This is a genomic window from Photobacterium sp. Hal280 (assembly GCF_037162255.1).
Lineage (GTDB): Bacteria > Pseudomonadota > Gammaproteobacteria > Enterobacterales > Vibrionaceae > Photobacterium.
In genome coordinates, this window is sequence record NZ_JARLUO010000002.1 from 49,588 (window position 1) to 62,662 (window position 13,075).

The following is a 13,075-nucleotide window of genomic DNA, read 5'->3' on the forward strand; positions in this document are numbered from 1 at the left end:
GATCACTCCGCCTGTGGATAAGTTTGTGAGTTTTTGGAATAAGCCTGATGATCTTTTTTTGAATAACTTGAGAAACACGATTTAAATTACATAAAAATCATTAACTTAAAATATATAACCAAAAGTAACCCTTGATCCTGTAAAGATCATCAAGTGTGGAAAAAGTTATCAGATGGCGGTGTAATCGGTCAAAGCGATGCCAAATTCCCCAAGGTTGAACAAAAAGGAGGCCAAGATGAAAAAGGTTGCAGTGATATTAAGCGGTTCCGGTGTCTTTGACGGCAGCGAGATCCATGAAGCTGTGCTGGCACTGTACGCCATCGAGCAGGCCGGTGCCAGCTGGCACTGTTTCGCCCCGAACGTGGATCAACACCATGTGATTAACCATATGACCGGCGAGCCGATGGATGAAACCCGCAATGTGCTGATCGAAGCCTCGCGCATTGCCCGGGGCCAGATCCAGGATGTGGCGGAACTCAGCGCACGAGACTTCGATGCCCTGCTGCTGCCGGGCGGCTTCGGTGCAGCCAAAAACCTGTCAGACTTCGCCATCAAAGGTGCATCCTGCCAGATCCACCCGGAAGTCAAGCGTGCCTGCCAGGAATTTGCCCGGGCGCAGAAACCGGCGGCTTATCTGTGCATTGCCCCGGTATTGATCCCCAGATTTATGGCAAGGGCGCAAAAGGCACCATAGGCGATGAGAAAGAGGTGGCCAGTGCATTTCGCGCCATGGGCGGCGATCATATTGACTGCCCTGTCGATGAGTTTGTGCTGGATCAGGAGCGCTGTCTGTTAAGCACGCCGGCTTACATGCTGGCAGGCTCAATCTCAGAAGCGGCCAGCGGGATCAACAAGCTGGTGCAGCAACTGGTCAAAATGGCCTGAAAAAGAAAAAGCGGCGCTTGATACAAGCGCCGCTCAGCAGAAGTAGTCATTGTCTTTAGCCCTACACCAAAAACCTGACCAAGCTGTATTACTGGAAGCAATGTGAGCAATGTCGTGCCTTCATACGGAAACTATTACTGCTTACTTCCCGCTGAGTGCGAGTTAATAATAACCATTCTCATTACCTTTGCAAGCGTTAATTGATAATAATTTTCATTCATCAATAAATTCAAGGCCTTCGCCAGCTTATGACTTGTCTTACCCGTCTTCTGACAGAGAAAAAGAAAAAGCGGTGCTTGAAAACAAGCACCGCTAAGCAAAAGTCGACAGCATATTCAGCCCTACACTCAATATCTGCCTTCGCTAAAGTACACTGGAAGCAATGTGAGCAATGTCGTGCCATCAGACCAGAAACGCCTTGCTGTTCGTTTCTCGCTGAAAGCAAGTTAATAATAACCATTCTCATTTATTGATCAAGCATTATTTGCGAATAGTTTTTATTTACTTTCTTGATCCCAGCTTTTCACGAAATGCAGGCGGTAATCCTGGATGCCGTCTTTCTTCTCCATATGCTCTATCTGGTAGCCGTTTCTCAGTAACAGTCTCAGCATCGAAGGGTAACGATTACGGGATTTGACTCTCAGCTCCAGATAGCCCTGCGCTTTGACCCAGGCTTCCTGAGTGTTCATCAGCGCCTGAGCCACCCCGTTGTGACGCACTTCTGCCACCACGCCGCCAAGCCAGCTGTAATAACAGGTTTCCGACAGGCTATAGCCAATTTTCACCCCCACCAGTTCACCCTCGATTTCCGCCACCAGAATCAAAGGGCAACGCCCGCGCACCCGGGTGGCCAGGCTGTGCTCTGTCTCAGGGTGATCGAATTCTTTAATTCTGGCCAGCACGCTGGCTGCCTCAGCCAGACTGGCTTCTCGTATGTTCATCACAGCTCCCACACTCAGTTGCGGCCCACAAAAAAGCCGGCGCTTGCCGGCTTTGAGTTTATGACAGCCCCTGCGAGGGCTCAAGCTGAGGTCGCAGACCGGTCAGCCGTTTCACCAGATAATTGAGCAGTACGCCGTACATAGGCACAAACAGGCCCAGGCTGATGATCAATTTGACGCCATAATCCACCAGGGCAATTTCCACCCAGTGCTCGGCCATAAAGGCATCCGGGCTCTGGTAAAAGGCGATGGCGAAGAAAGCAATGGTATCAATCGCATTACCGAATACCGTCGAGCAAGTGGGCGCTATCCACCATTGCTTGCACTGGCGCAGGCGGTTAAACACAGACACATCCAGGATCTGTCCCAGCAGATAGGCCATAAAGCTGGCAATCGCGATCCGGGCCACAAAGAGATTCAACTCACCCAGCGGCGCGAGCCCCTGAAAAGCGCCCTGATAGAAAACCACAGAGAGGAGATAAGATACCGCCAGGGCCGGCAGCATCACCCGGGTAATGATCTGACGCGCCATGCTGGCCCCGTAAATCCGGACCGTCAGATCGGTGGCCAGAAAAATAAACGGGAAGGTAAAAGCGCCCCAGGTGGTATGGACACCAAACAGGGTAAAGGGGATCTGAACCAGATAGTTGCTGGAGGCAATGATCACCAGGTGGAACAAGACCAGAATCCACAGAGCCTGGCGCTGCTGGGCGGGCGAGAAAGGAGAAGTCGTCATCAACAGACCTTTTTGTCAAATGGGGGCGAGGGAACCCAAACACATCAACAGCACATTTTATGTCCAGTGCTGTTACCAAAGGCGCTGATTATACAGTAACCAATCCGACTGCCAAGACACCACAGGGGATGGCAAACGTTTGCAGTTAAAATTTGATTACCGAGTCAACTTTTCGAGCCAGCTTGCCAGAAAGGCCAGGGTGTCACTGTCATCCCGGCTGAGTAATTCCAGCCACATCGCCGTACTGTAATGCTCGCCTTTCAGCATCATCCGGCAACCTTCAAAATCGATCAGCCAGATATGTAAATCGGCATTGGCCTCTTTTTCTACCACACTCGCCCCCAGTACATTAACCAGTGCCTGCGCGACATCGGCAAAGCTGTCGTAGTCAAAATCCGGGGTCAGCAAATGCAAACAACCCTGTGCCAGGTCGAACTCGCGAACGCCAAAACGGATGTCAGTCGGATTAATCATTGGGTGTCATTCCAGTCTCCGGCGCTGCCGGGCAGTGATGGTGTAAGTAAGTGTGTATTAACGTATCAAAGCATAAGCAAGGCATAGCAATGGGCGGGGATTCGTGGTCTTATCGCCCGGTTGCCTTGACGGCCAGGAGGCCTAGCCGGGTAACACTGTGGTGATGAATTGCATTCTCACCCCAATACGCAAGCTGTTTTGTAGTACACAAAATCTCGATTTTGTATCTGCTACACTCTCTGCCGGATAATCCAGGATTGTCCGGTATTTTTTTGCCTTCGGCCCGGTTAATACTCAGCGGCAGCCAGCAAATGCTCTTCGATCACCGATAAAAACACCTTGCCGTATTTTTCCAGCTTCCGCTGACCGACACCGTTGACGGCCAGCAATTCACCTTCAGAGGTCGGTAAACGCTCGGCCATTTCCATCAGGCTGGCATCATTGAAGACCACATAGGGCGGCAGCGATTCGTCGTCGGCAATCGCTTTCCGTACCATCCGCAGTTTGGAAAACAGTTTCTTGTCGTACTGGCGTTTGAGCCGGTTATCCTGACGGTTGTTGCCACGCGTGCTGCTGTCAATCCGCGGCACCGCCAGCTGCAGGCTGCTCTCTCCGCGCAGCACTGCGCGCGCCTTTTCGGTCAGCTGCAGGGTGGAGCTGTTGACGATGTTCTGAGTCAGGAAGCCGCGGTGGATCAGCTGGCGCACAATACTGACCCAGAATTCATGGCTGTGCTCGCGGCCAATACCGTAGGTACTGAGCTTGTCATGCCCCTGCTCCCGGACTTTGGCATTTTGCAGGCCGCGCAGGACATCAACCACATGGTGGACTCCAAAGCGCTGATTCACCCGGTAGACACAGGACAGCGCCTTCTGCGCCATTTCCAGTGCCTCAAAATGCTGCGGCGGATCAATACAGATATCGCAGTTACCGCAGGCGTGCTCACTGTGCTCGCCAAAATAATGCAGCAGCACCTGGCGGCGACAGGTCTGTGCCTCGGCAAACGCCCCCATGGCATTGAGCTTGTGACTTTCAACCTGCTTTTGCGGGCCTTCCTCTTTTTCATCCAGACAGCGGCGCAGCCAGGCCAGATCGGCCGGGTCATAAAACATCACGGCTTCGGCGGGCAGACCATCTCGCCCGGCACGGCCGGTTTCCTGATAATAGGATTCGATATTGCGCGGAATATCAAAATGGACCACGAAACGGACATTGGGTTTGTTGATCCCCATCCCGAAGGCGACCGTGGCGGCGACCACCTGAATGTCATCGCGCTGGAACCCTTCCTGCACCCGGATCCGCTCGTCGTGGTCCAGCCCGGCATGATAAGCCGCCGCGCGTATCCCCTGCTCGGTGAGCTTCTCGGCCACCTGTTCCACTTTCTTGCGGCTGTTACAGTAAATAATGCCGCTCTGGCCGCGAACGCTGGCTAAAAAGCGCACCAGTTGCGCCATCGGCTTGTACTTTTCCTGCAGGGTATAGCGAATATTGGGACGGTCAAAACTGCCCAGATGGGTAAAAGGCGCATCCAGTGCCAGCCGGTTCATGATGTCCTGCCGGGTGGTATCGTCGGCTGTGGCGGTGAGGGCAATCACAGGCATGGCGGGGAAGTGCTGCTTGAGCATGCCCAGGGACGCATACTCAGGCCGAAAATCATGCCCCCACTGGGAAATGCAGTGCGCTTCATCCACGGCCAGCAGGCTGACCGGCAAGCCACTGAGCCGGTCAATAAAATCGCGGCTCACCACCCGTTCCGGCGACACGTACACCAGCTTGAGCGTGCCGTCTGCCATCCCCTGCCAGGTCGACTGTATCGCCTCCGCGGACATGGTCGAATTGAGGCACCCGGCTGCCACGCCATTGGCCTGCAGCTGGTCAACCTGATCTTTCATCAGTGAAATCAGCGGGGAGATCACCAGCGTCAGCCCTTCGCGCATCAGGGCCGGGATCTGATAACAGAGCGACTTGCCGCCCCCGGTCGGTAAGATCACCAGGCAATCACGGCCGGACGCCACAGCCTCGATCACTGCCTGCTGGCCGGGCCGGAAAGACTGGTAGCCAAACACCTGCTGCAGAATCTGCTCGCTGTTGGCGGATGGAACGGCACGGCTGAGATCAGGGGTTGAGGCGGACATGACTTCACTCTTGATGAACACAGCCGGCTATTCTATACCATTCAGATCCCGGATGGGAGCGCCAGCCTCACGGTAACCGGACCAGCAAAAGAAGTCGCTGGTCAATTAGTTCTGGCTGGCATTATACTGCCCGTTCGGGCATATCTAGCAAAATGCCCATACCTTCCTCTCAATATTGACCATAACGTACTGGAATAGCATGGACGAGCAAGCAAAAACGACCCAACGCGGGGTCATACTGGCTATTGCCGCCTACACCATGTGGGGCATTGCACCGATTTATTTTAAGATGCTGCAAAGCGTCAGTCCTCTGGAAATCCTCAGCCACCGCATTCTCTGGTCTTTCCTTTTTCTGGCGGGATTAATCTTTCTTGGCAAGGGCTGGGGCAAAGTCCGTCAGGTCCTCAAACAGCCCAGAGTCCTGCTGATGCTGCTGGCCAGCTCGGTCATCATCGGGGCCAACTGGCTGATCTTTATCTGGGCAGTGAACAGCAACTATATGCTGGATGCCAGCCTGGGCTATTTCATCAATCCGCTGCTCAATGTGCTGCTGGGCATGGTGTTTCTGGGCGAGCGGCTGCGTCCGCTGCAATGGCTGGCGGTTGCACTGGCCGCCGGCGGCGTGCTGGTACAGTTAATCCATTTCGGCTCCCTGCCCTGGGTCGCCCTGGTGCTGGCGGCCAGTTTTGGTGTCTACGGCCTGCTGCGCAAAAAGGTCAATCTGGATGCCCAGACCGGCCTGTTCATGGAAACCAGCATCCTGCTGCCACTGGCGCTGGGCTATGTGTTGCTGTTCGCCAGCAGCCCGACCTCGGACTGGACGCTGAACAGCCTGGACACCAACCTGCTGCTGATGGCGGCAGGGATCGTCACCACACTGCCCTTGCTGTGCTTTACCGGCGCGGCCACCAAGCTCAAACTGTCGACCTTGGGCTTTTTCCAGTACATCGGCCCCAGCCTGATGTTTCTGCTGGCCGTCGCCGTGTACGGTGAGCAATTCAGTGCCGACAAGAGCCTGACATTTGCCTGCATCTGGGTTGCGCTGGTGCTGTTCAGCTACGATGGCATCAAGGGTCACCGCCAGAGCCGCAAGAAAGCCCAAATCGCCTGACGCTGCCCGCCCGCTTGCCATGTCACACACAGATTGCTCACACCCGTGGGCAATCTGTGTTAAAAACACCTACTCTTATTGACTGATTCCAAACCATTTTCAGAAGGATAAGCCATGAAAAGGACGTCCCTTGCGCTGGCTCTGACCTGCGCCTTGCTCTCCGCCTCTGCCTACAGTGAACAAGCCACCGATCTCATCGCCCCGGAAGGGGCCACGGGCTTTCAGCGTAACGCGCAGGTCACAGGTAAAGCGTGGATGATCGCCACCGCCAACCCGTATGCCAGTGATGCCGGGGCCGCGATGCTGGCCAAAGGCGGCAATGCCATTGATGCCATGATTGCCGCGCAGCTGGTGCTGGGGCTGACCGAACCGCAATCCTCCGGTCTGGGAGGGGGCGCATTTCTGGTCTACTGGGACAGTCAAAAAGAAGCCCTGACCACCTTCGACGGCCGTGAAACGGCCCCGGCCGAAGTCACGCCGCAGCTGTTCCAGGATGAAAACGGCAAGCCTTTAGCTTTCTACGATGCTGTGGTCGGTGGCCGCTCTGTCGGCACCCCAGGCACAGTCAAACTGATGTGGCATACCCACCAGCGTTTGGGCAAATTGGCCTGGAAAGATCTGTTTGAACCCGCCATTACCTTGGCCCGTGACGGCTTTACCATCAGCCCGCGACTGGCGCAATTAGTGCAGGAAGACAGCGAACGCCTGCAGCGCTGGCCGACCACCAAAGCGTACTTCTTCCCCAACGGGCAGGCGCTGAAAGCCGGCGATACACTCAAGAACCCCGCTTATTCCGATACCCTGCAGCAAATTGCTGAACGCGGCGCCAGCGCGTTTTATCACGGTGAGATTGCCAAAGACATCGTCAAAACCGTGCGCAACGCCGAAGGGAATCCCGGGGTGCTCAACACCATGGATCTGGCCACCTATCAGGTCAAAGAACGTCCGGCGGTCTGCGCGCCGTATCGCCAGTATGACGTGTGCGGTATGGGTCCACCCAGTTCCGGGGCGCTGACGCTGGGTCAGATCCTGGGGATGCTGAGTCACTTCCCGATGAAAGAGCTGGGACCGCAAAAAGCACTGAGCTGGCATTTGATTGGCGATGCATCCCGTCTGGCCTTTGCTGACCGCGGCCGCTATATGGCAGACAGTGATTATGTCCCGATGCCGACCGAGGGACTGTTAGACAAAGATTACCTCAGCCAGCGGGCCGGCCTGCTGAAAAGCAGCCAGGCGTTGCCAGAAGTCAGCGCAGGCCTGCCGCCCTGGTCACATGCTGTGAATTACGGTCAGGATAATGCGCTGGAGCTGCCCTCCACCAGCCATCTGGTGATTGTCGATAAAGACAGGAACGTATTGTCGATGACCACCACGATTGAGAACGGGTTTGGTTCCCGTCTGATGGTGCGCGGTTTCCTGCTCAACAATGAACTGACCGACTTTTCATTCAGCACCCACGACCATGGCATCCCGATTGCCAACCGGGTCGAACCCGGCAAACGTCCACGCTCGTCTATGGCGCCGACCATCGTGCTGAAAGACAACCAGCCGGTCGTGGCCATCGGTTCACCGGGCGGCAGCCAGATCATCGGCTATGTCGCCAAAACCCTGATCGCTCACCTCGACTGGGGATTGAGCCTGCAGCAGGCGATCGATCTGCCCAACATGAACAATCGCTTCGGCCCGTTCGAACTCGAGCAGGGCACCAGTGCTGAGCACTGGGCACCGGAGCTGGAAAAGCTGGGCTTTGAGGTTCAGATCAAGCCGCTCAACTCAGGTGTTCAGGCGATCGGCCTGTTCCGCGGTCAGCTCAATGGGGCCGCCGACCCGCGCCGGGAAGGGAAAGTGGTCGCTCAGTAAGCGCCCCTATCCTGTAAGGCAGGATCAAAAACGCGCCGCCCTCCTGAGGAGAACGGCGCGTTTCTTTTGAAGCTATCAATGAGAATTTACATCGCTTCCAGCTTAGCGTACTGAGTCACCAGCCACTTGATGCCTTCCCCGTTGAAGGCCACCTGCACCCGGCTCTGGGTACCGCTGCCTTCAAAGTTGATGATGGTCCCCTCGCCGAATTTGGGATGCTGCACCCGCTGACCCAGATTAAAACCGGTCTGATTAAAGTTATCGTTGACCTGGCTCTGGCTGAAGCGGCCCCCGGTGGACGGACGCGACACCTGCGCTTTCATCCGCACTTCTTCGATAAACTCTTCCGGGATTTCCCGGACAAAGCGCGATACTTTATGGAAATTGTCTTTGCCGTACAAACGCCGCATTTCGGCATGGGTGATGTAGAGTTTTTCCATCGCCCGCGTCATCCCCACGTAGCACAGACGACGCTCTTCTTCGAGGCGGCCATGCTCTTCGGAGGTGCGAAAGCTCGGGAACATGCCTTCTTCGACGCCCACCATAAAGACCACGGGAAATTCCAGCCCTTTGGCACTGTGCAAGGTCATCAGCTGCACAGCATCATCAAATTCATCGGCCTGCCCTTCGCCGGCTTCCAGCGCAGCATGCGACAAAAAGGCCGCCAGCGGACTCATTTCCTGTGCTTCTTCCGGCACTTCAAACTGCCGGGTGGCGGTCACCAGCTCTTCCAGGTTTTCGATCCTGGCCTGGGCTTTTTCGCCTTTTTCCTGCTCGTACATAGCCCGTAACCCGGACGCGCGAATGACTTCATCGGTCTGCTGATACAGCGGCAGATCGCGGGTATCATCTTCCAGCGCATTGACCAGCTCGACAAACCGGTGCAGTGAATTGGCGGCCCGGCCGGCCAGCACTTTTTCGTCCAGCAACTCGACACTGGCCTGCCACATGGTCATACCGCGATCGCGGGCGGCCATACGGATGGTATCTAAAGTGCGCTCACCCAAGCCCCGGGTCGGGGTATTCACTACCCGCTCAAACGAGGCGTCATCATTGCGGTTCGAGATCAAACGCAGGTACGACAGCGCATCTTTGATTTCCTGCCGCTCGAAGAAACGCATGCCACCGTAAATCCGGTACGGCATCCCCGCCTGAATTAAGGCTTCTTCCAGCACCCGCGACTGGGCATTGCTGCGGTACAGCATGGCCGTGTCATTGAGCGCGCCGCCACTGTCCTGCCAGCTTTTGATCTTCCCCACCACAAACCGGGCTTCGTCCAGCTCGTTAAAGGCCGAGTAAACAGAAATTTTTTCCCCTTCGCTGCCGTCGGTCCACAGGTTCTTGCCCATCCGCTCATTGTTATGGGCAATCAGGGCATTGGCAGCCTGAAGAATATTGCCGGTTGAACGGTAGTTCTGCTCCAGGAAAATACTCGAAGTATTGGAAAACTCGCGCAGAAAGCGCTGGATATTCTCGACCTTGGCGCCACGCCAGCCATAGATCGACTGGTCATCGTCCCCGACGATCATCACATGACAATCCGGACCGGCCATCAGGCGCAGCCAGGCAAACTGGATGTTGTTGGTATCCTGAAACTCGTCCACCAGTATGTGCTTGAAGCGGGCCTGATAATGCTCGCGGATATGCTTGTTATATTTGAGCAGCTCGAAGGCGCGCAGCAGCAATTCGGCAAAATCGACCAGACCAGCACGATCACAGGCTTCCTGATACGCGGTATAGAGCCGCAGCCAGGTCTGTTCAACCGGGTCGTTAAAGGTTTCGACATGGGACGGGCGCAGCCCCTCATCTTTCTTGCCATTGATATACCAGGCCGCCTGACGGGCCGGCCACTGCTTTTCATCCAGATTCTGGGCTTTGATCAGACGGCGCAGCAAGCGCATCTGATCATCTGAATCGATGATATTGAAATCTTCCGGCAATTTCGCATCAAGATAATGGGCGCGCAGCATGCGGTGGCTCAGGCCGTGAAAGGTACCGTTCCACATCCCGGCGCAGTTGCCCTGCATCAGCGCATTGATGCGACCGCGCATCTCTGCCGCAGCTTTGTTGGTAAAAGTCACCGACATCAGTGAGAAAGGCGAGGCTTCTTCAACCCGCAGCAGCCAGGCAATCCGGTGCACCAGCACCCGTGTTTTACCACTGCCGGCGCCAGCCAGTACCAAGTGATTCCCCAGCGGTGCCGCCACCGCTTCGCGCTGTTTGTCATTCAGACCATCTAACAAGAGTGAAACGTCCATCGCCTTTCTACTGGTTATTTATACACTGGCGGTGATTATAACAGCTCAGACAGAGAATGCCTGCCCTGTCGTCGTCTGCGGCTTGCTTCACCCGCGCAAACCCAAAGCTGCCACCGATTTTCATGAAAAAAATCCACCCTGGCTGAAATTTATCCGCCCGCCTGCCTTTCTAGTCTTTATAAGAAGGTCAGCTCTGCACATGCGCCACTAGTGGTTGCCAGATACCGCAGGAAGGACGTTCGTTCACCGCAACATCTCACTGTTTACTGAAAGAGGAAAGATGATGAACAAGAGCCACTTAGCCTTAGCCTCCGCCGTCTCCGGTCTGTTAATTCTGGCCGGTACTCTCTCTGCACCTGCGACCGCCGCCGAGGCCAAAGAAAAATGCTACGGCGTTGCCAAAGCCGGTAAAAATGACTGCGCCACCAAAACCGGCTCCTGTGCCGGCACGGCCAAAACCGATGCTCAGAAAGACGCCTTTATCATGGTCCCCAAAGGTCTGTGTGATCGTCTGGCAGGCGGCAGCACAGAAGGCAATTAACGCATGCGATGCGATCATGCCTTTGAACAGGTGGGGGTTGGCCTGCGTGCACCCCACCTGAGTCTGTTTGCCGAGATGAACCAGCCTGAAGTGGGCTGGCTGGAAATTCACAGCGAAAACTATTTCCACCCCGACAGCCCGGCGCGCCACAGCCTGAACCGCATCGCTGAACGTACCCCGATCAGCTGCCACGGGATCGGCCTGTCGCTGGGATCGGCTGATCCGCTGGATGTCCGTCACCTGGCTCAGCTCAAACGCCTGATCGACGACATTGCACCCATCGCTGTGTCCGACCATTTAAGCTGGAGCTCGATCAACGGCCAGTATTTCAACGACCTGCTGCCGATCCCCTACACGGAACAAGCGCTGAATGTGGTCTGCGCTAAAATCCATCAGGTGCAGGAGGCGCTGGGACGCCAGTTACTGCTTGAAAATCCGTCCAGCTACCTGAGTTTCAGCCATGCCACTTACACCGAGTGGGATTTTCTGGCTCTGGTTCAGCAGCGTACCGGCTGCGGCCTGCTGCTGGATCTCAATAACATTTACGTCAGCAGTTTCAATCACGGTTTTGACTGTGCCACCTATCTGGCCGCGCTGGATCCGGACGCCATCAAAGAAATCCACCTGGCGGGCTTTACGGTCAAACAACTCGATGAAGGTGAGATCTGGATTGATACCCACAGCCGCCCGGTCAGTGATCCCGTCTGGCAACTGTACCGGGACTGGGTTCACACCCACGGTTCAGTGCCGACCCTGATTGAATGGGATCTCGACATTCCCCCGCTGGCCGTGCTGCTGGGTGAAGCCGACAAGGCCCGGCAGATTTTGCGTGAAATCCCCCTGGCGGAGGCGAGCATGAACAACGACGCGCCTGATCTGGCCACCCTGCAGACGAATTTTGCCCAGGCCTTACAATACCGGCCCAGCGATGTCACCGGCCTGATCACCGATCACCATTTCAGCGCCGAACAACGGCTGCAAATCTACCGCAACAACTTTGTCATCAGCCTGAGCGAAGTGCTGGAAGCCACCTATCCGGCCGTCAAAGCCGTGGTGGGTGACGCGTGTTTTTCGGCGCTGGCCCGCCAGCATATTCTGACCTCGCCGTTGGAACAGGGCGATGTCAGTCATTATGGCGCCGGTTTTGATCAGACGATTTGTGCTCAGCCATCACTGGTTACAGCTGTGCCGTATCTCGCCGATCTGGCGGCCTTAGAGTGGCTGGTCGACCGGGCGTCTATGAACGATGCAGCCCTGCCGTCGTTTCCGCTGGAAAAACTGCAGGGGCTGACAGCGCAGCGTCTGGCTGAGGCCAGATTGCTCCCTCAGCCTGCCTGCTGGTTACTGGACAGCGACTATGCGGTTGCCTCGCTGTGGCAGGCCATACGCGATGATCAACTGGATGGGTTGAACATTGAGACGAGGGAATCTGCCATCGTGCTGCCCGGACCCGCCGTGATTGCGACCACGCAGGCGGGAACCACACTGGTACAGCTGGCGCGGCAACATCAGCCACTGGGACAAGCCAGCCAGGAGATGCTGGCCGTGCTGGGGACACTGATTGCGGCACAGGTTTTTTCCGATATCCACTATGCTGATGATATGTAATCAAAATATTCAGCACTTCCGTGCCCACGCCACCTCAGCGCTGCACTGAAGATCAGGAGGCTGACATGCTCTACCTAATTAAAGATATTGATACCCGGTTCAGCCGTCTGCTGGCACCGCTGACACCATTACTGCTGTTATTCACACGTTTATGGGTCGCCTGGATTTTTTTCAACTCGGGCATGATCAAATACCAGAGCTGGGACAGCACCCTGTATCTGTTCGAATATGAATATCAGGTTCCCCTGCTGCCCTGGCGGATCGCCGCCTATCTCGGGACGGCGACAGAGCTGATCGTGCCGGTTTTTCTGGTGCTGGGCTTGCTGACCCGGCCAATGGCGCTGCTGCTGTTTGTCTTCAACATCCTCGCCGTGGTGTCTTATCCGCTGCTGTGGGAGAAAGGGTATTTTGACCACCAGCTGTGGGGCATGATGCTGCTGGTGAATGTGTTCTGGGGAGCGGGGCTGATGTCACTGGATCATCTGTCCGGCCAGGCACGACGGCCCAGCCGCTTACTGGAATAGGC

At 55.8% G+C, this 13,075-nt stretch carries 10 protein-coding genes and 2 pseudogenes; 7 read left to right on the plus strand and 5 right to left on the minus strand.

Annotated features, from left to right (window positions below):
- Window positions 1-235 precede the first annotated feature (235 nt).
- Window positions 236-885: pseudogene (elbB, locus tag P4S53_RS07105) on the plus strand (isoprenoid biosynthesis glyoxalase ElbB).
- Window positions 886-1,382: 497 nt separating this feature from the next.
- Here elbB and P4S53_RS07110 read toward each other — a convergent pair.
- The 4 genes from P4S53_RS07110 to recQ form a co-directional block, all read right to left on the minus strand.
- Entirely contained in the window at window positions 1,383-1,826 is a 444-nt protein-coding gene (locus P4S53_RS07110; RefSeq protein WP_337112116.1) for a GNAT family N-acetyltransferase, read from the minus strand.
- A gap of 58 nt (window positions 1,827-1,884) precedes the next feature.
- Window positions 1,885-2,562, minus strand: a complete 678-nt coding sequence (locus P4S53_RS07115) for a 7-cyano-7-deazaguanine/7-aminomethyl-7-deazaguanine transporter (protein ID WP_337112117.1) — start codon at window positions 2,560-2,562, stop codon at window positions 1,885-1,887.
- A 156-nt stretch (window positions 2,563-2,718) separates the two neighbouring features.
- Window positions 2,719-3,036, minus strand: coding sequence for a DUF3630 family protein (locus tag P4S53_RS07120; protein ID WP_337112118.1), 318 nt, complete (start codon window positions 3,034-3,036; stop codon window positions 2,719-2,721).
- Window positions 3,037-3,323: 287 nt separating this feature from the next.
- Window positions 3,324-5,171, minus strand: a complete 1,848-nt coding sequence (gene recQ / locus P4S53_RS07125; RefSeq protein WP_337112119.1) for an ATP-dependent DNA helicase RecQ — start codon at window positions 5,169-5,171, stop codon at window positions 3,324-3,326.
- Between the two features lie 199 nt (window positions 5,172-5,370).
- On the opposite strand from recQ, the gene rarD reads away from it, so the two are divergent.
- Together rarD and ggt are read left to right on the plus strand one after the other, a co-directional pair.
- Window positions 5,371-6,282 carry an EamA family transporter RarD gene (rarD, locus tag P4S53_RS07130; RefSeq protein WP_337112120.1) on the plus strand — a complete coding sequence of 304 codons (912 nt, stop codon included), beginning with the start codon at window positions 5,371-5,373 and terminating at the stop codon, window positions 6,280-6,282.
- 114 nt (window positions 6,283-6,396) lie between these two features.
- On the plus strand, window positions 6,397-8,142 hold the full coding sequence (ggt, locus tag P4S53_RS07135) for a gamma-glutamyltransferase (RefSeq protein WP_337112121.1): 1,746 nt from the start codon (window positions 6,397-6,399) through the stop codon (window positions 8,140-8,142).
- A gap of 86 nt (window positions 8,143-8,228) precedes the next feature.
- On the opposite strand, the gene uvrD is transcribed toward ggt, so the two are convergent.
- Entirely contained in the window at window positions 8,229-10,400 is a 2,172-nt protein-coding gene (uvrD, locus tag P4S53_RS07140; RefSeq protein ID WP_337112123.1) for a DNA helicase II, read from the minus strand.
- 283 nt (window positions 10,401-10,683) lie between these two features.
- Here uvrD and P4S53_RS07145 point away from each other — a divergent pair, with 283 nt between their 5' ends.
- The 4 genes and pseudogenes from P4S53_RS07145 to P4S53_RS07160 all read left to right on the plus strand — a co-directional run bounded on the left by P4S53_RS07145 (window position 10,684) and on the right by P4S53_RS07160 (window position 13,073).
- Window positions 10,684-10,941, plus strand: coding sequence for a BufA1 family periplasmic bufferin-type metallophore (locus P4S53_RS07145; protein WP_337112124.1), 258 nt, complete (start codon window positions 10,684-10,686; stop codon window positions 10,939-10,941).
- Between the two features lie 3 nt (window positions 10,942-10,944).
- Window positions 10,945-11,772 (plus strand): annotated as a pseudogene (gene bufB, locus P4S53_RS07150) (MNIO family bufferin maturase); the annotation flags it as partial.
- Between the two features lie 24 nt (window positions 11,773-11,796).
- Window positions 11,797-12,549, plus strand: coding sequence for a DNA-binding domain-containing protein (locus P4S53_RS07155; RefSeq protein WP_337112161.1), 753 nt, complete (start codon window positions 11,797-11,799; stop codon window positions 12,547-12,549).
- A gap of 65 nt (window positions 12,550-12,614) precedes the next feature.
- Complete coding sequence (locus P4S53_RS07160; RefSeq protein ID WP_337112125.1) at window positions 12,615-13,073, plus strand: DoxX family protein; 459 nt, start codon at window positions 12,615-12,617, stop codon at window positions 13,071-13,073.
- Window positions 13,074-13,075 lie beyond the last annotated feature (2 nt).

Coding starts and splice junctions, on each gene's coding strand:
- P4S53_RS07110 (WP_337112116.1), bottom strand. CDS start 1,826: ATGAACATACGAGAAGCCAGTCTGGCTGAGGCAGCCAGCGTGCTGGCC.
- P4S53_RS07115 (WP_337112117.1), bottom strand. CDS start 2,562: ATGACGACTTCTCCTTTCTCGCCCGCCCAGCAGCGCCAGGCTCTGTGG.
- P4S53_RS07120 (WP_337112118.1), bottom strand. CDS start 3,036: ATGATTAATCCGACTGACATCCGTTTTGGCGTTCGCGAGTTCGACCTG.
- recQ (WP_337112119.1), bottom strand. CDS start 5,171: ATGTCCGCCTCAACCCCTGATCTCAGCCGTGCCGTTCCATCCGCCAAC.
- rarD (WP_337112120.1), top strand. CDS start 5,371: ATGGACGAGCAAGCAAAAACGACCCAACGCGGGGTCATACTGGCTATT.
- ggt (WP_337112121.1), top strand. CDS start 6,397: ATGAAAAGGACGTCCCTTGCGCTGGCTCTGACCTGCGCCTTGCTCTCC.
- uvrD (WP_337112123.1), bottom strand. CDS start 10,400: ATGGACGTTTCACTCTTGTTAGATGGTCTGAATGACAAACAGCGCGAA.
- P4S53_RS07145 (WP_337112124.1), top strand. CDS start 10,684: ATGAACAAGAGCCACTTAGCCTTAGCCTCCGCCGTCTCCGGTCTGTTA.
- P4S53_RS07155 (WP_337112161.1), top strand. CDS start 11,797: ATGAACAACGACGCGCCTGATCTGGCCACCCTGCAGACGAATTTTGCC.
- P4S53_RS07160 (WP_337112125.1), top strand. CDS start 12,615: ATGCTCTACCTAATTAAAGATATTGATACCCGGTTCAGCCGTCTGCTG.